The organism is Streptomyces pratensis, assembly GCF_016804005.1.
Classification (GTDB): Bacteria; Actinomycetota; Actinomycetes; order Streptomycetales; family Streptomycetaceae; genus Streptomyces; species Streptomyces pratensis_A.
Window position 1 is genome coordinate 1,282,975 of record NZ_CP051486.1, and the last position, 21,436, is coordinate 1,304,410.

Annotated in this window: 19 protein-coding genes; 13 read left to right on the forward strand and 6 right to left on the reverse strand. The window is 70.7% G+C overall.

Annotated elements, in window-relative coordinates:
* The first annotated feature begins 21 nt into the window (after positions 1 to 21).
* From HED23_RS05740 to HED23_RS05755, 4 genes are all read left to right on the forward strand, one after another.
* Positions 22 to 3,651: an ATP-dependent DNA helicase gene (locus HED23_RS05740; protein ID WP_203182338.1), complete on the forward strand. Its 3,630-nt coding sequence runs from the start codon at positions 22 to 24 to the stop codon at positions 3,649 to 3,651.
* A gap of 10 nt (positions 3,652 to 3,661) precedes the next feature.
* A complete protein-coding gene (locus HED23_RS05745) occupies positions 3,662 to 5,056 on the forward strand; it encodes a dipeptidase (RefSeq protein ID WP_203182339.1) in 1,395 nt (464 codons plus the stop codon).
* Between the two features lie 44 nt (positions 5,057 to 5,100).
* Positions 5,101 to 6,048, forward strand: a complete 948-nt coding sequence (nudC, locus tag HED23_RS05750) for an NAD(+) diphosphatase (protein ID WP_203182340.1) — start codon at positions 5,101 to 5,103, stop codon at positions 6,046 to 6,048.
* A 164-nt stretch (positions 6,049 to 6,212) separates the two neighbouring features.
* On the forward strand, positions 6,213 to 7,067 hold the full coding sequence (locus HED23_RS05755) for a hypothetical protein (RefSeq protein WP_203182341.1): 855 nt from the start codon (positions 6,213 to 6,215) through the stop codon (positions 7,065 to 7,067).
* A 65-nt stretch (positions 7,068 to 7,132) separates the two neighbouring features.
* Here the strand turns inward: HED23_RS05755 and HED23_RS05760 are convergent, their stop codons facing one another.
* Entirely contained in the window at positions 7,133 to 7,945 is an 813-nt protein-coding gene (locus HED23_RS05760; protein WP_203182342.1) for a phosphotransferase, read from the reverse strand.
* 129 nt (positions 7,946 to 8,074) lie between these two features.
* Entirely contained in the window at positions 8,075 to 8,317 is a 243-nt protein-coding gene (locus HED23_RS05765; RefSeq protein ID WP_203182343.1) for a mycoredoxin, read from the reverse strand.
* Positions 8,318 to 8,568: 251 nt separating this feature from the next.
* Between HED23_RS05765 and HED23_RS05770 the strand changes: the two genes are divergently transcribed.
* From HED23_RS05770 to HED23_RS05790, 5 genes are all read left to right on the forward strand, one after another.
* Positions 8,569 to 10,791, forward strand: coding sequence for an ATP-dependent DNA helicase UvrD2 (locus HED23_RS05770; RefSeq protein WP_203182344.1), 2,223 nt, complete (start codon positions 8,569 to 8,571; stop codon positions 10,789 to 10,791).
* Positions 10,792 to 10,958: 167 nt separating this feature from the next.
* On the forward strand, positions 10,959 to 11,297 hold the full coding sequence (locus HED23_RS05775) for a hypothetical protein (protein ID WP_203182345.1): 339 nt from the start codon (positions 10,959 to 10,961) through the stop codon (positions 11,295 to 11,297).
* A gap of 170 nt (positions 11,298 to 11,467) precedes the next feature.
* The gene (locus HED23_RS05780) at positions 11,468 to 11,836 is read left to right on the forward strand and encodes a WhiB family transcriptional regulator (RefSeq protein WP_033298139.1); all 369 of its coding nucleotides are present in this window, start codon (positions 11,468 to 11,470) and stop codon (positions 11,834 to 11,836) included.
* Positions 11,833 to 12,192, forward strand: a complete 360-nt coding sequence (locus HED23_RS05785) for a hypothetical protein (RefSeq protein ID WP_203182346.1) — start codon at positions 11,833 to 11,835, stop codon at positions 12,190 to 12,192. The genes HED23_RS05780 and HED23_RS05785 overlap by 4 nt, the downstream gene beginning before the upstream one ends.
* 305 nt (positions 12,193 to 12,497) lie before the next feature.
* The gene (locus HED23_RS05790; protein WP_203182347.1) at positions 12,498 to 12,701 is read left to right on the forward strand and encodes a hypothetical protein; all 204 of its coding nucleotides are present in this window, start codon (positions 12,498 to 12,500) and stop codon (positions 12,699 to 12,701) included.
* Positions 12,702 to 12,726: 25 nt separating this feature from the next.
* Here the strand turns inward: HED23_RS05790 and HED23_RS05795 are convergent, their stop codons facing one another.
* Together HED23_RS05795 and HED23_RS05800 are read right to left on the reverse strand one after the other, a co-directional pair.
* Positions 12,727 to 14,139, reverse strand: coding sequence for an ABC1 kinase family protein (locus HED23_RS05795; RefSeq protein WP_203182348.1), 1,413 nt, complete (start codon positions 14,137 to 14,139; stop codon positions 12,727 to 12,729).
* Positions 14,140 to 14,203: 64 nt separating this feature from the next.
* Positions 14,204 to 15,349, reverse strand: coding sequence for a ThiF family adenylyltransferase (locus HED23_RS05800; RefSeq protein WP_203182349.1), 1,146 nt, complete (start codon positions 15,347 to 15,349; stop codon positions 14,204 to 14,206).
* A gap of 178 nt (positions 15,350 to 15,527) precedes the next feature.
* Between HED23_RS05800 and HED23_RS05805 the strand changes: the two genes are divergently transcribed.
* From HED23_RS05805 to HED23_RS05820, 4 genes are all read left to right on the forward strand, one after another.
* Positions 15,528 to 16,151: a M48 family metallopeptidase gene (locus HED23_RS05805; RefSeq protein ID WP_203182350.1), complete on the forward strand. Its 624-nt coding sequence runs from the start codon at positions 15,528 to 15,530 to the stop codon at positions 16,149 to 16,151.
* 106 nt (positions 16,152 to 16,257) lie between these two features.
* Positions 16,258 to 17,880: a TerD family protein gene (locus HED23_RS05810; RefSeq protein ID WP_203182351.1), complete on the forward strand. Its 1,623-nt coding sequence runs from the start codon at positions 16,258 to 16,260 to the stop codon at positions 17,878 to 17,880.
* An 11-nt stretch (positions 17,881 to 17,891) separates the two neighbouring features.
* Positions 17,892 to 18,572: an AIM24 family protein gene (locus tag HED23_RS05815; RefSeq protein WP_203182352.1), complete on the forward strand. Its 681-nt coding sequence runs from the start codon at positions 17,892 to 17,894 to the stop codon at positions 18,570 to 18,572.
* A gap of 18 nt (positions 18,573 to 18,590) precedes the next feature.
* A complete protein-coding gene (locus HED23_RS05820; RefSeq protein WP_203182353.1) occupies positions 18,591 to 19,346 on the forward strand; it encodes an AIM24 family protein in 756 nt (251 codons plus the stop codon).
* A gap of 69 nt (positions 19,347 to 19,415) precedes the next feature.
* Here the strand turns inward: HED23_RS05820 and HED23_RS05825 are convergent, their stop codons facing one another.
* Both HED23_RS05825 and HED23_RS05830 read right to left on the reverse strand, forming a co-directional pair.
* Positions 19,416 to 19,967 carry an NUDIX hydrolase gene (locus HED23_RS05825; protein WP_203182354.1) on the reverse strand — a complete coding sequence of 184 codons (552 nt, stop codon included), beginning with the start codon at positions 19,965 to 19,967 and terminating at the stop codon, positions 19,416 to 19,418.
* A complete protein-coding gene (locus tag HED23_RS05830; protein WP_203182355.1) occupies positions 19,964 to 21,412 on the reverse strand; it encodes a zinc-dependent metalloprotease in 1,449 nt (482 codons plus the stop codon). The genes HED23_RS05825 and HED23_RS05830 overlap by 4 nt, the downstream gene beginning before the upstream one ends.
* Positions 21,413 to 21,436 lie beyond the last annotated feature (24 nt).

Below are 21,436 nucleotides of genomic sequence, written 5' to 3' on the forward strand. Positions count from 1 at the left end.
CGTCCGGTTAGCCTTCCTGGAGTGTCCTCCCGTATCACCGATCCCGAGCAGCTCAAGGAGCTCCTCGGGATCCCCTTCACCCCGGAGCAGACGGCCTGCATCACCGCGCCGCCCGCCCCGCAGGTGATCGTGGCCGGGGCCGGCTCGGGGAAGACCACCGTGATGGCGGCCCGGGTGGTGTGGCTGGTCGGGACCGGACAGGTCGCCCCGGAGCAGGTCCTCGGCCTGACGTTCACGAACAAGGCCGCAGGCGAGCTCGCCGAGCGGGTCCGCAAGGCCCTCGTCGCGGCAGGGGTCACCGACCCCGAGGCCATCGACCCGGACAACCCTCCGGGCGAACCCAGCATCTCCACCTACCACGCCTTCGCCGGCCGGCTCCTGACCGACCACGGTCTCCGGATCGGCCTCGAACCCACCACCCGCCTCCTCGCCGACGCCACCCGGTACCAGCTCGCGGCCCGGGTGCTCCGCGAGGCACCCGGCCCCTACCCGGCGCTGACCCGGTCCTTCCCCACTCTCGTCAGCGACCTGCTGGCACTGGACGCCGAGCTCGCCGAACACCTGGTCCGCCCCGAGCAGCTCGCCGAGCACGACACCGGGCTCCTCCAGGCCCTGGAGACGGCGAGGCTCACCAACGCCGAGCTGCGCAAGATCCCCGATACGGCCGGGGCGCGCCGCGAGCTCCTCGAACTGACCCGGCGCTACCGGGCCGCCAAGCGCAGCCGTGATCTCCTCGACTTCGGTGACCAGATCGCCCTCTCCGCCGAGCTGGCCCTCACCCGGCCCGAGGTCGGCGCGATCCTGCGCGACGAATTCCGCGTCGTCCTGCTCGACGAGTACCAGGACACCTCCGTCGCCCAGCGACTCCTCCTGGCCGCACTGTTCGGCGGGGAAGGGGAAAGCGGCACGGCCGGCCACGCGGTCACCGCCGTCGGCGACCCCTGCCAGGCCATCTACGGATGGCGTGGCGCCTCCGTGGCCAACCTCGACGACTTCCCGCACCACTTCCCGCACGCCGACGGCACCCCGGCCACCCGCTACTCCCTCAGCGAGAACCGCCGCAGCGGGGGCCGGCTCCTCCACCTCGCCAACGGGCTGGCCGAACCCCTGCGCGCCATGCACGAGGGAGTCGAGGCGCTGCGCCCCGCGCCCGGAGCCGAGCGGGACGGCACGGTCCGGTGCGCCCTCCTGCGGACGCACGCCGAGGAGATCGACTGGCTCGGCGACTCGCTCGCCCACCTCGTGCGGACCGGGAAGGCACCGGGGGAGATCGCCGTCCTGTGCCGTACCGCAGGAGACTTCCCAATCATCCAGGCGGCGCTCGTCGCCAGGGACATCCCTGTCGAGGTCGTCGGTCTGTCCGGACTGCTGCACCTCCCCGAGGTCGCCGACCTCGTGGCCGTCTGCGAGGTCCTCCAGGATCCCGGGGCCAACGCCTCCCTGGTCCGGCTGCTCACCGGACCACGCTGGCGCATCGGGCCGCGGGACCTCGCACTCCTGGGGCGCCGGGCCCGCCTCCTCGTCCACCGCTCCGGCCCCGGTGACGACGACGCCGACCCGGACCACCGCCTGGCCGAGGCCGTCGAGGGCATCGACCCCGCCGAGGTGATCTCGCTGGCGGACGCCCTCGACACCTTCCTGGAGTCCGGCGGGTCCGAGGACGACCGGCTGCCGTTCTCCGCGGAGGCCCGCGTCCGCTTCGCCCGCCTCGCCGCCGAGCTCCGTGACCTCCGCCGCTCGCTGGCCGATCCCCTCATGGACGTACTGCACCGCGTCCTCGCGACCACCGGCCTCGAAGTGGAACTCTCCGCGTCGCCGCACGCCCTGGCCGCCCGCCGCCGCGAGACCCTCGCCAACTTCCTGGACGTCGCGGCCGGTTTCGCCGCAGTGGACGGGGAAGCGTCCCTGCTCGCCTTCCTCGGCTTCCTGCGCACCGCCGCGCAGTACGAGAAGGGCCTGGACAACGCCCTGCCCGGTGGTGAGAACACCGTGAAGGTCCTCACCGCCCACAAGTCCAAGGGCCTGGAATGGGACGTCGTCGCCGTCCCCGGCCTCGTCGGCGGACAGTTCCCCAGCACACAGTCCCGGGACGCGTGGACCTCGCAGTCCCATGTCCTCCCGCACGCCCTGCGCGGCGACGCGGCCACGCTCCCAGGCCTCCACTCCTTCGACGCCAAGGGCCTCAAGGCATTCAAGGAGGAGATGAAGGGGCATCAGCACACCGAGGAGCTCCGCCTCGGCTACGTCACCTTCACCCGCCCCCGCAGCCTGCTGCTCGGCTCCGGCCACTGGTGGGGCCCGTCCCAGAAGAAGCCCCGCGGCCCCTCGGCCTTCCTGGACGCGCTGTACGAGCACTGCGCGGCCGGGTACGGCGAGATCGAGGTCTGGGCGGACGAGCCCGGGGAGGACGAGGAGAACCCGGCGCTCCAGGAGAAGGACGCAGACCAGGCCTGGCCGCTGCCGCTCGACGGCACGGCCATGGCCCGCCGCCGGGCCGCCCGGGACACGGTGCTGGCCCACCTGGAGGCCCTGGCGGCCATGCCCGTACCGGATGCGTACGGGGAGCCCGCGCATACCGGAGAGCCCCGGCGCGGACAGGCGCCGCCGCACGAGGGCCCGTCTCCCTACGAGGCCGAGCCACCCTACGAGGCCGAGCCCCCTTACGAGGCCGAGCCCCCTTACGAGGCCGAGCCTCCCTACGAGGACGAGCCTCCCTACGAGGCCGAGCCCCCTTACGAGGACGAGGTCCCGCCGTACGACGAGGCGGCAGCCCCGTACGACGACCCGTTCCCGGACGGCGGGTCCGCTCCGTCCACCGGGGCGCGGACGTCACCGGACGGCGCTCCGTCCCGCGACGGTCGGCAGGGCACGGACGATCCCGGGCCCGTCCCGCCCCCGGCGCCCCCCGCACCGCTCGTTCCGGCCGCCCGTGCCCCGGCGGACGCCGGCCTCACCCCGGAGGATTCCCGCACCCTCGCCTCCTGGGACCGCGATCTCGACGCTCTCGCCGGTGAGCTGCGCCGCGCCCGTGCGGCCGTGCGCGAGGTCGTCCTGCCCGCCACTCTCTCCGCCACCCAGCTCCTGCACCTCGCCGACGACCCCGACGGCTTCACGCGGGAGCTCGCCCGCCCCATGCCCCGCCCCCCGCAGCCCGCCGCCCGCCGGGGGACCCGGTTCCACGCCTGGGTGGAGTCCCGGTTCGAGGAACTGCCGCTGCCCATGCTGGGCCCGGACGAACTCCCCGGCGGCGACGGGAGCGACGCGGAGATCGCCGACGAACGCGACCTCGCCGAGCTCAAGGAGGCATTCGAGCGCACCGCGTACGCCCGGCGCACTCCGTACCGCGTCGAGACACCGTTCCAGATCACGCTGGGAGGCCGGGTGATCCGAGGCCGGATCGACGCCGTCTACCGCACGGACGACACGTACGAGATCGTCGACTGGAAGACCGGCCGGCACGGCGCGGCCGACCCGCTCCAGCTCGCCGTGTACCGCCTTGCCTGGGCCGAACTGCACGGCCTGCCGCTGGAAGCCGTCACCGCGACCTTCCTCTACGTACGCACCGGGGAGACCGCGCGCCCTGCGGGTCTGCCGGGCAGGGAAGAGCTCGAGAAGCTCCTCCTGGACGAGCCACCTCCGCCGGGCCGATAGGCTCATGAGCATGAGCGACACCCCGGACAGCGCCGTCCGTCAGTACACCGAGCAGCACCGCACAGCCTTTCTCGACGACCTCGCCGAGTGGCTGCGCATCCCGTCCGTATCCGCTCAGCCGGAGCACGACGGGGATGTACGGCGCAGCGCCGAGTGGCTGTCGGACAAGCTGGCGGAGACCGGGTTCCCCGTCACCGAGATCTGGGAGACGGCCGGAGCCCCGGCGGTCTTCGCCGAGTGGCCGTCGGAGGATCCGGGCGCACCCGTCGTCCTCGTCTACGGTCACCACGACGTGCAGCCCGCGGCCCGTGAGGACGGCTGGAACAGCGACCCCTTCGAACCCGTGATCCGCGACGGCAGGATGTACGGACGCGGCGCGGCCGACGACAAGGGCCAGGTGTTCTTCCACACACTCGGCGTCCGGGCCCACCTCGCCGCGACCGGCCGCACGACCCCGGCGGTACACCTCAAGCTCCTGGTCGAGGGCGAGGAGGAGTCCGGGTCGCCGCACTTCCGCGCGCTGGCCGAGGAGCGTGCCTCCCGCCTCGCAGCCGACGTCGTGATCGTCTCCGACACCGGCATGTGGGACGAGAACACCCCAACCGTCTGCACCGGCATGCGCGGCCTCGCGGAGTGCCAGATCGAGCTGTCCGGCCCTGGCCAGGACATCCACTCCGGATCGTTCGGCGGCGCCGTACCGAATCCCGCGACGGCGATCGCCCGGCTCGTCGGCGCTCTCCACGACACGGAGGGCAGGGTCGCGGTCCCCGGGTTCTACGACGGGGTCGCCGAACTCACCGAAACCGAGCGCGCCCTCTTCGCCGAGCTTCCCTTCGACGAGGACACCTGGCTGCGCACGGCCTCGTCGCAGGCCACCGCGGGCGAGGCCGGCTACTCCACCCTCGAGCGCATCTGGGCCCGCCCCACCGCCGAGGTCAACGGCATCGGCGGCGGCTACCAGGGTGCGGGCAGCAAGACCGTCATCCCCTCGTCCGCCATGGTGAAGCTGAGCTTCCGGCTGGTCGCCGGCCAGGACCCCGAGCTGATCCAGGAAGCGGTCCGCACATGGGCCGAAGCCCGTATCCCGGCGGGTGTCCGACACCGCATCACCTTCGCCCCCGCCACCCGCCCCTGTCTGACCCCCCTGGACCACCCCGCCCTCCAGGCGGTGGCCCGCGCCATGGGACGGGCCTTCGGGACGAAGATCCTCTTCACCCGTGAGGGAGGTTCGGGCCCCGCGGCCGACCTGCAGGACGTGCTCGGCGCGCCCGTCCTCTTCCTGGGTATCTCCGTACCGTCCGACGGCTGGCACGGCCCCGACGAGAAGGTCGAGCTCGACCTCCTCCTCAAGGGTGTGGAGACCACCGCCCATCTGTGGAGCGAACTGGCAGACGCACTCCGCTGAATCTCTGAACGCCCGATCCACCCCCGGGGGAGTAGGAAGCACCTGTGAGCACCTTCGACAACGCCACCGCAGACCGCCCGATCGGTCTCACCGCGCCCAGCGGCATCGACCGCGCCGCGCACCACCGGCTCGACGAGGCCTGGCTCGCCGCGGCCTGGAGCCACCCGACGACCAGGGTCTTCGTCGTCTCCGGCGGCCAGGCGCTCATCGACGACACCCCCGACGGCGGCACCGAGCTCGTCATGACGCCCGCCTTCGAGGCGCCCGTCACCGAGACCCACCGCTACTTCCTGGGCACCGACGAGGACGGCGTGCGCTACTTCGCACTCCAGAAGGACTCGCTCCCGGGCCGCATGGACCAGTCCGCGCGGCCCGCCGGTCTGCGAGAGGCCGGGATGCTCCTCGGCCCGCGCGACGCCGGACTGATGGTGCACGCGGTGGCGCTCGAGAACTGGCAGCGGCTGCACCGCTTCTGCTCACGCTGCGGCGAGCGCACCGTCATCGCAGCGGCCGGACACATCCGCCGCTGCCAGGCCTGCGGCGCGGAGCACTACCCGCGGACCGACCCCGCTGTGATCATGCTGGTCACGGACGACCAGGACCGTGCTCTGCTGGGGCGCCAGGTGCACTGGCCCGAGGGCCGCTTCTCGACCCTCGCGGGCTTCGTCGAACCGGGGGAGTCCATCGAGCAGTCGGTGGCCCGCGAGGTGTTCGAGGAGGCGGGGGTCACCGTCGGCGAGGTCGAGTACATCGCCAGCCAGCCGTGGCCGTTCCCCTCCAGCCTCATGCTCGGCTTCATGGCACGTGCCGTGTCCTCGGAGATCACCGTGGACGGTGAGGAGATCGAGGAGGCCCGCTGGTTCTCCCGGGAGGACCTCACGGCCGCCTTCGACTCGGGCGAGGTGCTGCCCCCCTTCGGAGTCTCGATCGCGGCGCGCCTGATCGAGCTCTGGTACGGCAAGCCGCTCCCCAGGCCCGGCGGAGCCGGCTGACGGTGCGGGCGGCGGCACGACCGCTGCATGCCGGTCACCTGGCCGCCCGGTCACCCGGGCCGCCCGGTCACCCGGGCATCCCGGTTACCTGGTCGCCCGGGCATCCCGGTCACCTGGTCACCCGGTCACCTGCGCGCCGGGACGCGTCGGTAGAGTCTGCGCTCATGCCCGAACCGAGCGTTCTCCACGGCGCCACCATTGACGCCCTCATGGCCAACGCCGGCCGTTCGACACTGGCTTTCAAGCAGGCGAACGCGGACCGGAACCACGCGACGGCCTTCTGGTTCAACGATCTCGTCGACGCCACGTCCGGCACCGAGGTCGTCAGCCAGTACCTCGTGACGGCGGCGGAGATGACGCGCTACGGCCTGGGCGAGCTCACGCTGCGGCCCGAGCTGTGCGAACCCGTGACGAGCGCGGAGAAGCTCCTCGTCACGGACTTCGCCGACGCGTGGACCGTTCTCGGTGACCTGGGTGTCGCCGTGATGCCCACGGCCGGGCTCCACGCCCATGGCAGGCGCAAGGGCTGGAACTGGACGACCGACGAGATCACCGACGGCCTGGCCGCGCACCCCGACGACATCGCCCGGATCGGTGCCGAGCCCCGGCCCGCGTACATCCTGGGCCACGACGTGGGGCAGACGGACGGTGCACGGCTGCAGGCCGTCGTCGTGGGCCAGGTGGCACGCGGGGACGACGGCCACGTCCGCTGGGACTCCACCGTGCCCGAGGGCTGCGCCGGTGCTCCGGTCTTCGTGGGGGAGGCACTCGGCGACGACCGGTTCAAGCTGGTCTGCGTCGGACTCGTCCTGGCCGGTGAGAAGCAGAACCGGATAGCGACGTTCGACCGCATCAGGGCCGCTGTGCGGGAATCGGAGGCGGACCGCGCCACGGGGCCGGCAGCGGATTCGGTGGCGGACTCGGTGGTGGACTCGGAGCCGGCGCCGGACCCCGGCGGAGAAGCGGTACGGCGCACGAGCTGGTGGCGGAGGAAGCCCCCCAAGCCCCGCACGCCCTGAAGACCGGCCGCAGGGCCGCTGCCTCCCCGGCGAGGAAGCCCCGTCTCCGGCGCGGCAGCAGCACATCAGTCCAGCAGAGCGTCCGCGAACATCTCGCGGTGTGCTGCCAGCCAGGCCTGCGCACGGTCCCAGCGCTGCCACCCGCCACGGTCGGCCAGCGCCTTGCGGTAGACGGGATCGCCGTCGGACACACGGCGGGCGACGAAGGCACGGCAGACCGCCGTGGTCTGCTCGATCACGCCGGGCAGTTCGGCCCGTTCCGCCGGGGGAAGGCCGTAGCCGTCGGCGAGGATCCGCAGCCGCGAGGGCACATCCGGTGCGTCGGGATACAGCGCCGCCGCGGACCCGGGATCAAGCATGGGCACCCAGTAGCGGGCGGCCATGGCGACATCCCAGAGGGGCCGGCCGGGTGCGGCCAGGTCGAAATCGATCAAGGCGGCGGCGCGGCCGTCGCGGAAGACGACGTTCTCCGGGCACACGTCGTTGTGGCACACCACCGTTCCCCCCTCCGGGTCGGCGAGATCCCGGGGCCACTCGACGTCCGGGTCGGCCGTGACCGTGGCACCGGCGTCGTGCAGACGCCGCAGCAGGACCCCCACCGATGCGAGGGCAGGCGTCGTCAGCGCCCAGGGCGGGAACGGTGGCAGAGCCACCTCACCGGGAAGGAAAGTCAGCTGTTCACGATTGTCGGCGGTGAGTCCCAGGGGAATCGGGGCCGCATCGAAGCCGTGCTCCCTCAGCGCGAGAAGGTGGGCATGGAGAGCGTGTGCGTGGGGCGGTGCCGGGCGGTCCACCGACGCGCCCCGGCGGAATACCGCCCCCGCGTTCGCCATGCCTCCGGCCAGCGCCTCGGAGTCCGCCCCGCCCTCGGTCGTCATGCCGGTCACGCTACAGCCGGGGTGCCCTCGTACAGGCGGGTCCTGAGAAGACCCCCGGAGTGAAGACGATCATGGGAAGACCCCCGGACCGGCGCCGGGCCGGTCGGGGGTCGTGTGCCTCGTGGCGGGTCAGGCGCCGATCTTCTGCTTGACCTGGGCCAGTGAGGGGTTCGTCAGCGTCGAACCGTCCGGGAAGAGCACGGTAGGTACCGTCTGGTTCCCGCCATTCGCCTTCTCGACGAAAGCCGCCGAATCCGGGTCCTGCTCGATGTTGACCTCGGTGTACGCGATGCCCTCGCGATCCATCTGCCCCTTGAGCCGGCGGCAGTAGCCGCACCACGTGGTGCTGTACATCGTCACAGTGCCCGGCATGTCGTCGGTGCTCCCTTGTCTCGTGTGTCCCGCTGGGAAAGTCCCGCTGAAAAGTGCGTGACAGGCGCGTCCGCGTACTGTCCCGCATGGAGGGAACGTCCGGGACCCGGACACCATTCCCCGCCGTCGGACCGAGGGCCGTCCCCGGACCCGCCCCGTACCAGCACGACACCCGCGAAGCCGGTACGACAATCGACGGCCCCTGTGGACAACCACCGCGGCCTCCCCATCCGACCTGGCAGCATGGCAGGGTGACAGCAGCAACGCATTCCACCCTCTTCCCACAGGTCCCCGACTCCGCGGACGCCGTGCTCGACGGGCTCGACCCGGAGCAGCGCGAGGTCGCGCTGGCCCTCGGCGGACCGGTGTGCGTGCTGGCCGGAGCCGGTACGGGCAAGACGCGGGCGATCACGCACCGCATCGCCTACGGGGTGCGTGCCGGAATCCTCCAGCCGACGACCGTGCTCGCCGTCACCTTCACCAACCGGGCGGCCGGGGAGATGCGGGGCCGGCTCCGGCAGCTCGGCGCGACAGGCGTCCAGGCCCGCACGTTCCACTCCGCAGCCCTGCGCCAGCTCCAGTACTTCTGGCCGAAAGCAGTCGGTGGTGAGCTTCCGCGTCTCGTGGAGCGCAAGGTCCAGCTGGTGGCCGAGGCCGCGGCCCGCTGCGGGATCCGGCTCGACCGCAACGAGCTGCGGGACGCCACGAGCGAGATCGAGTGGGCCAAGGTCACCCAGACCGTGCCCGCCGACTACCCGGCCGCGGTCGTCAAGACCCAACGGGACGCGCCGCGGGACCCGGCCGAGCTCTCACAGATCTACGCGATGTACGAACAGCTGAAGCGCGACCGATCGGTGATCGACTTCGAGGACGTGCTGCTGCTCACGGTCGGCATCCTCCAGGACCGTCACGACATCGCCGATCACGTGCGCCGTCAGTACCAGCACTTCGTCGTCGACGAGTACCAGGACGTGAGCCCGCTCCAGCAGCGGCTCCTCGACCTGTGGCTCGGGGACCGGGACGATCTCTGTGTGGTCGGCGACGCCGGACAGACGATCTACTCCTTCACCGGAGCGACCCCCGACCACCTGCTGAATTTCCGCACCCGCCACCCGGACGCGACGGTGGTCAAGCTGGTGCGGGACTACCGCTCCACACCACAGGTCGTCCATCTGGCCAACGGCCTGCTGAGTCAGGCGCGCGGAAAGGCCGCCGAACACCGCCTGGAGCTGGTCTCGCAGCGGGACAAGGGTCCTGAACCCGTCTACACGGAGTACGCCGACGAGCCCGCGGAGGCGGAGGGCACCGCGCGCCGGATCCGTGATCTGATCGCGGCCGGGGTCCCGGCCGGCGAGATCGCCGTGCTGTACCGGGTCAATTCACAGTCCGAGGTCTACGAGCAGGCACTCGCGGACGCGGGTGTGCCCTACCAGCTGCGTGGAGCCGAGCGCTTCTTCGACCGCCCGGAGGTGAGGGAGGCGGGCGTCGCCCTGCGCGGCGCGGCCCGCGCGGGAGGCAACGACTCACTGCTGGACGGCGCCGACGACCTGCCTTCGGAGGTGCGTGCCGTGCTCTCGACCAAGGGGTGGACGTCCAAGCCGCCCGCCGGCTCGGGGGCGGTCCGGGACCGCTGGGAGTCTCTTGCCGCGCTCGTGCGGCTGGCCGAGGACTTCGAGCAGGCCAGGCCCGGCGCGACGCTCTCCGATCTCGTCGCCGAGCTGGACGAGCGGGCCGCCGCCCAGCACGCGCCCACGGTCCAGGGCGTCACCCTGGCATCGCTGCACTCGGCGAAGGGCCTGGAATGGGATGCCGCGTTCCTGGTCGGGCTCACCGAGGGCATGATGCCGATCGCCTACGCCAAGACGGACGAACAGGTCGAGGAGGAACGCCGGCTGCTGTACGTCGGTGTCACCAGGGCCCGCTTCCACCTCTCTCTGTCCTGGGCCCTGTCCCGGTCGCCGGGCGGCCGGGGGAACCGACGGGCGACCCGCTTCCTCAACGGCCTGCGGCCAGGATCGGCCGCACTCGGCACACGGGGCGGTACCGGAGGGGGCGGCGGCATCGACCGCGGCTCCCGTGCGGGTGCGGCCGGAGCCGGCACGCAGACGCCGTCCCGGCCCGGCCGGAGGGGCCCTGTGCGGTGCCGGGTCTGCGGCAAGACGCTCACCGAAGCCGGCGAGATGAAGCTGATGCGCTGCGAGGACTGTCCCTCGGACATGGACGAGGGACTGTACGAACGGCTGCGGGAGTGGCGCGCGGGCCAGGCGAAGGGGATCAGCCAGCCCGCCTACTGCGTCTTCACCGACAAGACACTGATGGCGATCGCCGAGGCGGCGCCGGCGAGCGAGGGCGAACTCGTCGTCATCGCCGGGGTCGGCAACCGGAAGCTGACCAGGTTCGGGGCCGATGTGCTGGCCATCTGCGCAGGCCGGACGGTGGGTCAGGAGCCGGAGGAGGGGCCTGGCGAGGTGTGAGAAAAACTCGTCGAAAAAATAGTTTGCGCCCGCAGCAGCAATCACCATAGGTTCTTAACCACGGGAACAGCGTCTTCTCTGAAGCCCTGACTCCGTGCTGTACTTATCCGAATACCGCAGGATCGGCCCCGGCCGGTCCCTTGAGACGCCGAGAGGAGGCGATTGTCGTGATCAGCATCATCAACACCATCAAAATGACCGATCCGTCGGTCGTCTCCGCCTGCTCACTCGGCCTCACCCGCTCTTCTGAGCTCTCGCTTCGTGGCATCCGTGTGTCCGGCGTCTCCGCCGTCAGCCCGCTGTCCCTGGCGAGCCTGCCCGTGCGGGAGCGCAATGAGCGACCGACCGAGGCACCGGAAGCAGCAGTAGTGAAGGGACAGGCCCTGGCCTATGCCTTTGCGGCAGCCGGTGCCGGAGCCAAGAAGCAGACGAAGCAGCACCAGACGACGCAGCACCACACGATGTGGGCCTTCCGTGGGCCTGAACCCTGGAGTGATCCAGCCTGATACGAATCAGGCCGGCGCCTTCAGGGCCGCGGAACCCCACTCGGGATCCGCGGCCCTTTTGTTTTGTCCGAACGGATGAGACGAGACGAGGGAGCCTCGGGACAGCAGGACCTGGTACCAGCCGCCAACCGGCCAACAGGCCGGCACGACCAGACGAGGACAACGCCACCGTGCAACTCGAGACGCACGCCCCGTCCGTACCGCCTTCCGACACGATCTCCCCGCCCGGCCTCACGGAGGACTCCACCTTGATCCCCCTCACCGCGCTCACCGCGCTCGACGACGCCATCGAGAACCTCGGCGTACCTGTCCCCTGCCGTTCCTACGACCCTGAGGTCTTCTTCGCCGAGTCGCCGGCGGACGTCGAGTACGCCAAGTCCCTGTGCCGGACCTGTCCGCTGGTGGAGGCCTGTCTCGCCGGCGCCAAGGAGCGTCGCGAGCCTTGGGGCGTCTGGGGTGGCGAGCTCTTCGTCCAGGGCGTCGTCGTCGCCCGCAAGCGTCCCCGTGGCCGTCCGCGTAAGAACCCGGTCGCGGCGTGACCGCCGGCCTGGGGGTCATGGCCCCCACACGAAGCAAGCGCATCGGAACCATCGACCGTCCCCAGACTCATGACCCCCGGAATCAGGCACCAATGACCACGACCACGAGGGAGCCCGTCGGCTCCGCGACCCCGGACGTCACCATCATCGGCGCGAACGACTCGCGTCAGAACAGGACCCGCGAAATGCAACTCATCCCAGAAGCCCTGGCTCGTGCGCATATGCACGACCGCCTGAGGGAGGCGGAAGAAGGACGTCAGGCGGTGCGCCTGGTGGCCGCCCGGCGGATGCAGCGCCGTGCGGAGCGTGCCTCGATGCGCGCCCGCCGCGCGCTCGCCATGGCCGTCATGCACTGACAGATCCACCAGCAGTACGGTGCACCACGGCTGCCCGGCCACCGCTCGGCCTATCTGGCAGCCACCATCCCTCCCCTTCTGCGGGGCCGGCCACAACTGGCCGGCCCCGCGGTGCGTTGCGACGTTCGCGGGTGTCGGGCCGGGGCCGGTCTGTCCTGTGGTGCGTTGCGACGTTCACGGGCGTCGGGCCGGGACCGGTACGTCCTGTGGTGCGTTGCGATGTTGGCCGGCGTCTGGCCGGGGCCGGTCGGCTTTGCGGTGCTTTGCGACGCGCGCTGCTCGGCGCAGGGCGTTATCGTCGCGAGGTGGACGATGAGACTCATCACCCCGCGGAGCCGGTTGCCGACCATGTGACGTGTGTCCGTTGCGGCACCACCTGGGCATCGGACGTCCCACCTGCGACGTGGCTCTGCTCCGTGGAGGACGGCAGGCGCCAGTACGTCTGCGAAGACTGCGCCCGGGACCACATCAGGGCGATCGAGAGCAGGCTCGACTCCGAGTGGTGGTGACCGGAGGGCGAAGGGACGAACCGCCCTACACCTCGACAGCCTCGCCTTCCTCTGCTCCGCCATCTTCCGGTTCGTACTCCAGGATGAACCCCGGCAGCCATGACTCCAGCTCGTCCCGCAGCCGGACGGTCGCGCCCAGCTGGCACAGCACACCGATCGTGCTCAACGTCACGCGGTGTATCAGCAGGTAGGACGGTGGCAGATTCAGCTGCTTGCCCAACTGGTGTGCCGGGGAGCGAGGATCGGCTATCCGGGCGGCCTGGCTGCGCAGCCAGGAGCGGGTGAAGGTGAACTCGTCGGCCTGCGCCGGCTCGATGATGGGGAGCAGGTAGTCGAGTACGGCGTCCGGTTCGAGATCGATCGACTCCTTGACGAAGCCGGCCTCACACAGCATGGCGTAGACGGCGTCGGCGTCCCCCTCCAGCGTCATCCGCAGGGCTTCGCCGATGGTCTGCGGCAGACCGCCCGGAAGCCGGTCCACCGTGCCGAAGTCCATTACCCCCAGGCGCCAAAGGGTGGCATCGCCCTCCTGCTCCTCGATGTCCGAAGCCGGCACCTCCGCCGGGGGAAGCAGCCGGAAATTCCCAGGGTGGGGGTCCGCGTGCAGGAGACCGGTGCGCGCAGGCCCTGAGAACAGGAACCGCGCCAGCAGCTGGCCCGCCCGGTCCCGCTGTTCCGCCGTGCCGTCGGAGATCACCTCCGACAACGGGATTCCCTCTATCCACTCCGTCACGAGAACCTGATCGGACCGGTGGACCACACCCGGGATCACCACATCCGGATCGTTCTCGAACTCCGCCGCGTGCTCCTGCTGGGAAAGGGCCTCGAGCTCGTAGTCCAGCTCCTCGGACACCCGGTCGCGCAACTCCGTGATGAGCGGCTTGATATCCATCCCCGGCACCAGTGGGCCCAACAGCCTTGCGAAACGGCTGAGTTGGGTCAGATCCGACAGCAACGCCTCGCCGGCGCCCGGGTACTGCACCTTCACGGCGACATCGCGCCCGTCGTGCCACACGGCGCGGTGTACCTGTCCGATCGATGCCGCGGCAGAAGGACGGTCCTCGAACTCGTTGAACAGCTCACGCCAGTCCTCGCCCAACCGCTCCGCCAGCACCGCGTGGACGGTGCGGGTCGGCATGGGCGGGGCTGCCTCCTGAAGCTTGGTCAGCGCAGCCCGGTAGGGGCCCGCGACATCTTCCGGCAGAGCGGATTCGAAGACGGACAGCGCCTGCCCCAGCTTCATCGCACCGCCCTTCAACTCGCCAAGCACTTTGAAGAGCTGATCAGCCGTGCGCTGCTGGACCTCGCGTGCCACGATCTCGGCGGACTTCCCACCGATCCGCTTGCCCAGACCCCACGTGGCACGGCCGGCGAAGCCGAGCGGCAGAGCTGCCAGCTTCGCGGTACGGGTGACCGCCTTCCGGGGAAGATCAGACATGTGCCCCTCCAGTTCCCAGACTGCCGTGCCGCGTGACCATCCGGCCCCGCTCCGTCGACGGCGGTCACCCGGCCATTGTGTCCTGCGTGGCGCCGGCCGCGGAGGTGAGCTCCACCTCAGTGTGCCCGGCGGCACCGCAGGAGCAGTCGAGGTGTGGTCCCAGCTGCTCCGACCGCCAGTGCAGCAGTGGCATGGCGGCCTCCCACCGTGCCCCCGTACTGGCCGGGAGCTCTCCGTCGAGAAAGGACAGGGCGTGGGCCGCGGCGAGGCCGGCCACGGCCGTCGCGAGACCCAGATCACAGGCCTGCACGCAGGCACGCCGCCCGGACCGCCACTGCGCGAGCATCCTTGGCCACTGAGGATCCGCCTCCGCGCGGCGCAGCGCCAGGCAGCCCGCGCAGCCGGTGCCCCCGGGCAGGACCAACGGTCCCACCACTCCTGTGGCTTCGATCACCCCCGCGTAGAGATGCGGCGTGCCCGAAGCGATCCACGGTGCTGCGGTGTCCGGATCCGGGGCGTAGACGGAGAGGCCGTCTCTGGGGGCCACCACGATCAGGGACAGCGCGGGTTCGCCGGCCCCCGGAACCCCACCTGTCGCTCCCGTCCGTGGCGGCCCGCCGACAGCGGACCTGCGCACCAGCTGCCGGGCCGCCGTGTCCCGGCGTTCTCCGACGGAGGAGGGCGGGAGCCCGCCCGGCGCCACGTCCCAGGGTTCGGTGCGTCCCCCGTCGAGCACTTCGACGTGGCCCACCCCCGAGCCCGACAGCACTGCGGCGATCGCCGCGCCGACCCTCCCCGCGCCGCGCACCTGCACCCGCATCGCTCGACGGGCCGCGAGTCTGTGCAGCCCGCCGCCCGGCGCCGCGTGGACCACGGAGAGGGCCGCGGCGTCGGGGCGCTGCCGCTCCAGGGTCTCGGCCCGTCGACGTAAGGCGTCGGCCTCCGGGCCGCCCGCATCCGGATCGTCCAGCAGCCCGGCCTCCGTAAGGCGCGATACGAGAATGTCCACATGACGGTCCGACAGATCCAGGGCCCTGGCCTCTTCGCGGAGCAGAGGAAGTCCGCGTGTTCCGTCGAGCAGTTCGAGAAAGCTTCCGGTGGCGATATCCATCGGTCCCAGCGTTACCGCGTGCGCGGGCGTGACACCGAATTGCACGGTGTTCCGTCCTCGCCAAGCGCGGCGGAGTGCGGGCTTCAGCATCAGATGCATGGTGTCTCCCAGCTCGGTGTCGATCCGTTGCCAGAATGCAACGTGGCGGCGAATCGAGCCGAAAGTTATCCACAGGCCGGGGCATTAGTCGTTCAAATGGTGCAAGCCGCGAAGTGGATCAATGCCGAACCGTGGGGGAGGCGGGCCCACCCGCACCGTCAAAGGGTAACGTCGTGGCGTGTCCGCCGACTCCCTTCCCGGTCTCGCCGGGGAGACCCCCGCGCGCAGTGCCGGACGCCCGCAGCGCAGCGCAGCCACTCAGCAGCCCCGAGCGTCTGTGGCGAGCACGGTCGAGGTCCGCAGGAGCACCCGGCGCCGCAGAACGGTCTCCGCGTACCGGGAGGGCGGTCGCACGATCGTACTCATCCCGGCCCGGATGTCGGAGGCCGAGGAGCAGCGCTGGGTAGGCGTGATGCTCGACAAGCTCGCCGCGCAGGAGAGCAAGGGTGTCATCGGCGACAGCGAGCTCGCCGATCGCGCCGGGCGGCTGTCCGGCCAGTATCTCGAGGGCCGGGCGCTGCCCGCCTCCGTCCGCTGGGTGACGAATCAGAACACCCGCTGGGGCTCCTGCACCCCGGCCGAGGGCAGCATCCGCCTCTCCCACCGCCTCCAGGGCATGCCGGAATACGTCCTCGACTACGTCCTCCTCCACGAGCTGGCCCATCTTTTGGTTCCGGGCCACGGGCCGCGCTTCTGGCGGCTCCTGGAGGCCTACCCCCGTACAGAGCGTGCGCGCGGCTACCTCGAAGGGGTCGTGGCTGCCGACCGGCTCCCGCAACTGCCCGCCGCCCGCGAAGAGTGACGTTGCCGATTCTGTACCGGCTCTGTACCGGCTTGGCTCATTGTCGTGGTTTGCGGTTAGCCTGACGCGACGCATTCACCTTCGGGATGGGGGACGGTCGTTACGCATGGCCAGGGAATTTCAGCGCGGCCACAAGGCCAAGATCAGTGATCTCACGTCAGGGACGGATCTGTACGTAGGTGTGCAGATCGCCGGTCCGGGCCTGACGTTCGACATCAGCTGCTTCGGTCTCGACGCCAACGAGCAGCTCTCCGACGACCGGTATTTCATCTTCTTCAATCAGCCGAAATCGCCTGAGGAGTCCATTCAGCTTCTCGGCGCCCAGGCCGGGGACACCGAGTCGTTCCGCGTCACCCTCGACCGCATTCCTGCGAACATCCACAAGCTGTCGTTCACCGCGACTCTCGACGGTGCCGGGCAGATGTCGCAGGCCGGTCCCGGATACATCCGGATCGTCGCGGGCGGCGAGGAAGTGGTGAAGTACGCCTTCACCGGTTCGGAGTTCACCACCGAGCGCGCCGTCATGCTCGGCGACTTCTACCTGAAGGACGTCTGGCGGTTCGCCGCTGTCGGGCAGGGCTTCGACGGCGGCCTGGACGCGCTGCTCAAGAACTTCGGCGGGGAAGTCGCCGAGGAAGCTCCCGCGGAACCGCCCCAGGGCGCAGTCCCCTCGTTCGCGCCGCCCGCCCAGGCCTCCGCACCTCCCGCCTTCGGTGCTCCGGCCGCCCCCCAGGCGCCCCAGCCGGCCCCGGCATTCGGGGCTCCGGCTCCCGCGCCGCAGCAGCCGATGCATGCCGCGCCGACGATCGCGGCACCTGTGGCACCGGCGCCGCAGGCATCCCCGCCGTACGGCCAGCCGCCGCAGCAGCCGCAGTTCGGACAGGTCCCGGGGCAGAGCGCCCCGCCCACCGCCCCTCCGTTCGGCCAGCAGCCCCCGGGCCCTTACGGCCAGCAGCCTCCTGGCGCCACGCCGTTCGGCCAGCAAGCCCCGCCGCCGTTCGGCCAGCAGCCCCCGGGCATGCATCCAGGCATGCCGCAGGGCGTGCCCCAGGGCGTTCCCCCGGGGGGCGCAGGCCTGACGGCCGCTCTGCAGCCCTACAAGGAAGCGCCCACCGGGCAGCGCTGGACCTCTCAGAACCAGCAGCTCATGCGCGTCGACCTCACGATGGGCGGCATGCCGGTGCTTGCCCGTCAGGGCAGCATGGTGATGTACCAGGGCAAGGTCGACTTCGGTTACAAAGGTGCTGGTTTCGCAGGCCGCATGGTCGGTAACGCGACGGGCCAGGAGATGCAGCTGATGCGCTGTACCGGCCGCGGCCAGGTCTTCCTCGCCGAGGAAGGGGCACACCTGCATCCCATCGAGCTCCAGGGCGACGGCATCTGCGTCTCCGCAGAGAACGTGCTCGCCTTCGACGAGTCCCTGCAGTACGAGGTCCGCAGGATCGAAGGGCACGGGATTCCCGGCGGCGCCCTGTTCACGATGCAGTTCCAGGGCACCGGCACCGTTGTCGTCAAGACCCACGGAGTGCCGGTCGTCCTTCCGGTCACGCCGACCACGTTCGCCGACTGCAACGCCGTGGTGGCCTGGTCGTCCGCGTCCCAGGTGATCATTTCCAGCCAGGTCCGGCTGCGCCGCAACGCCTACCCGGGGCACAGCGGGGAGACCGTGAACCTCCAGTTCCGGGGAGCACCCGGAAACTTCATCGTCGTCCAGCCCTACGAGGTCTGAGGGAGCCCGTCATGAATCAGCAACTCGCGGGCTTCGCCCCGACCCCCGTCACGGCCCGCATGGAGAACCACGGCCGCACGATGCTCAAGGTCGCCATGGCCACCGGCCAGGACCTCTACGCGCGCACCGGCTCGATGGTTGCCTACGAGGGCTTCATCCAGTACGAACCCAACCCGCCCGCCGTCCGCCAGATCGCGTCCCAGTGGATCAGCGGCGAGGGCACGCCCCTGATGAAGTGCTCCGGCGACGGGCTGCTCTACCTCGCCGACTACGGCGCCGACGTGGTCGTCATCAATCTCGACAACGACGCGCTCTCGGTCAACGGCACCAACCTCCTGGCGTTCGACGGCCACCTCACCTGGGGTGTGGAGCGGGTGAAGGGGCTGGCCAAGTTCGCAGGTCAGGGCCTGTGGAACGTCGCTATCCAGGGCACGGGGTGGGTCGCCATCACCTCCCGCGGTACCCCGATCGTCGTCGACTGCGGCCGCGGTGACGACGAGACGTACGTCGACCCCGATGCTCTCGTCGCGTGGTCCCCGAACCTCAAGGTGAAGGGCAAGCGCAGCTTCAAGGCGGGCTCGCTCATCGGGCGGGGCAGCGGAGAGGCGTACCAGATGGCCTTCTCGGGCCAGGGCATCGTCGTGGTCCAGCCGAGCGAGGACAGTACGGACCGCCTCCGGATCCGGCACTGAGCGGGGGAGAGACACATCATGCAGAGTCCGCTTTTCAGTCATGTCGAACAGCAGTCGCAGGACCGCTACACGGTCCAGAATCCGCAGCTCCTGCGAGTCTCGCTGACCGGCCACGACGACGTCCTCGCCCGCAAGGGAGCCATGGTCGCCTACCAAGGGCTCATGGAGTTCGACGGGGAGTACCAGTCACAGGGGCAACGCCGCGCCCGCAGGAACACAGGTGAGGGCCTCGACCTCATGCGCTGCTCGGGGCAGGGCACGGTCTATCTGGCCAACCTCGCCCAGTACATCCATGTGGTCGACGTCGACCACGAGGGCATGACCGTCGACAGTGCTTACGTCCTCGCGCTGGACTCCTCGCTGCACACCGAGGTCATCGCGGTGGACAGCCAGTACGGGATCTCCGGCACCGGCAAGTACCAGCTCAACATCTCCGGGAACGGCAAGGTCGCGCTGATGACCTCCGGTCAGCCGCTGACCATGCAGGTCACACCCGACAAGTACGTCAACGCCGACGCCGACGCGATCGTCGCCTGGTCGAGCGGGCTGAGGGTGCAGATGCAGGCCCAGACCCACTCCACAGGCGTCCTACGGCGCCGGGGGAACACAGGGGAGGGCTGGGAACTGAGCTTCCTGGGCCAGGGATTCGCGCTTGTCCAGCCGAGTGAGGTGCTGCCTCCGCAGCACGCCCAGATCGGCCAGGGGGCCGCGGCCCAGTTCGGTGTGGGCCAGCACGGCGCGCACGGCCAGAACCAGAACAACGCCTGGAACTGAGCCGCCCGCTCCGGTGGGGCGTCGACGGTGAGGGGCGGTTCCCCACGGGGAACCGCCCCTCACCGGTGTCTAGCTGTACTGACCCGCGTCGAGCCGTGCACGGGTGTTCTCCAGCAGCCGCACGACCGAGGCGTCCGCCACCTTCTCCACCTCGTCGTACGGGAACCAGCGCAGATCGAGGGACTCGTCGCTGATCTGCTCCACCGCCCCGGCCGACGCAGTCGCCGCGTACTGCACGTCGAGATGCCAGTGGCAGGGCGCCGGAATGGGATGCCGGTCCAGCCGCACGGGCCCGCCGGGCAGCAGGGTCAGCCCGGTGATCCCCGACTCCTCCGTGGCCTCACGCAGAGCCGCGTCGGCCAGGGTGGCGTCCTGGGGCTCGCAGTGCCCACCCATCTGCAGCCACATCCGCAGCTTCTTGTGCAGCGTCAGCAGGACCCTGCCGCGGTCCGGGTCGATGACCAACGCGCTGGCCGTCAGATGCCCGGCTCCGCACGCCTTCCACATGCCGTCGGGGTGCACGGCCAGGTGATCCAGGTACGTAAGGCGCAGCTCGGCCTGCTGCCCGTCGCCTTCGGCGTAGCTCCTGACCACCGATACCGCGTCGTCGTGCAGGCTCACTCTCCGCTGTCGTCCTTGCCGTCGCTCTTCGGTTCGCCCTTGGGCTCTTCCTCGCTCCGGCTCTCGGCGGCCGGCTTCTGCGGTCCCTTCGCCGCCTCGCCGAGCATCTTGTCGAGCTCGGAGAAGTCCAGCTGCTCGTGGTGGACGAAGCCGTCCGGGTCGTCCAGGTCCTGGGCGGTCGGGAGCATGTCCGGGTGCTCCCACAGTTCGTCACGGCCGTCGATACCCCGGGCGTCCGTGAGCGAGGCCCACAGGCGCGACGCGTCCCGCAGCCTGCGCGGCCGCAGCTGGAGCCCGATCAGCGTGGCGAAGGTCTGCTCGGCGGGGCCGCCGGAGGCCCGCCGCCTGCGCATCGTCTCGCGCAGCGCGTCGGCCGAGGTCAGCCGGGACTTCGCGGCCTCGTGCACCACCGCGTCCACCCAGCCCTCGACGAGTGCGAGTGCTGTTTCGAGGCGGGCCAGCGACGCCTTCTGCTCCGGAGTGTCCTCCGGCTGGAACATGCCCTGCTGAAGAGCGTCCTGCAGCTGCTCGGGCTGCGAGGGATCGAACTGTCCCACGACGTCCTCGAGCTTGCTGGTGTCGACCTTGATGCCGCGAGCGTAGGCCTCGACCGCCCCGAACAGGTGCGAGCGCAGCCACGGCACGTGGGCGAAGAGCCGCTGATGAGCCGCCTCGCGCAGCGCCAGGTACAACCGCACCTCGTCCTGCGGCACGCTGAGGTCCTTGCCGAATCGCTCGACGTTCAGCGGAAGCAGCGCGGCCTTTCCGGCCGGCGCCAGCGGGAGGCCGATGTCGGTTGAGCCCACGACCTCGCCGGCGAGCACACCCACGGCCTGCCCGATCTGCTGGCCGAACATGGCACCGCCCATGGACCGCATCATGCCGATCAGCGGGCCGGCCATGGCCTGCATCTCCTCCGGCAGGACGTCGCCCATCGCCAGGCCCACACGCTCGGCCACCGGGTCCACCAACTGCTGCCAGGCGGGCAGCGACGCCTCGACCCACTCGGCGCGGCTCCAGGCGACCGTCGAGACGGAACCGGAGGGCAGCGACGTCACGCCGTCCAGCCAGAGGTCGGCGAGACGCAGCGCCTCGTCGACGGAGGACCGCTCGGCAGGGCCGACGCTCGCGTCCTTGCTGCCGTCCGTGGTGCCCTGCGACACCGTCTGGCGGGCGATCTGCTTGGCCATGTCCCAGTTGACCGGGCCGCCCTCGTAGCTCAGCATCTGGCCGAGCTGCTGGAAGGCCGCACCCAGGTCGTTCGGGTTCATGGAGCCGAACATCGCGGCGAACGGGTTGTCCCCGCCCGCGCCGGGCCCGAAGCCGAACGGGTTCGCCGGCCCGCCCGAGCCCTGCCCACCACCGGTGGGGTCCTTCTTCTTGCCTTCGTCGCCGTCTTCCGGCTCCTCCGGCGGAAGGCCGAATCCGAATGGGGTGTCACTCACGGGTTTCCTCGGCTCGTAGGGCCG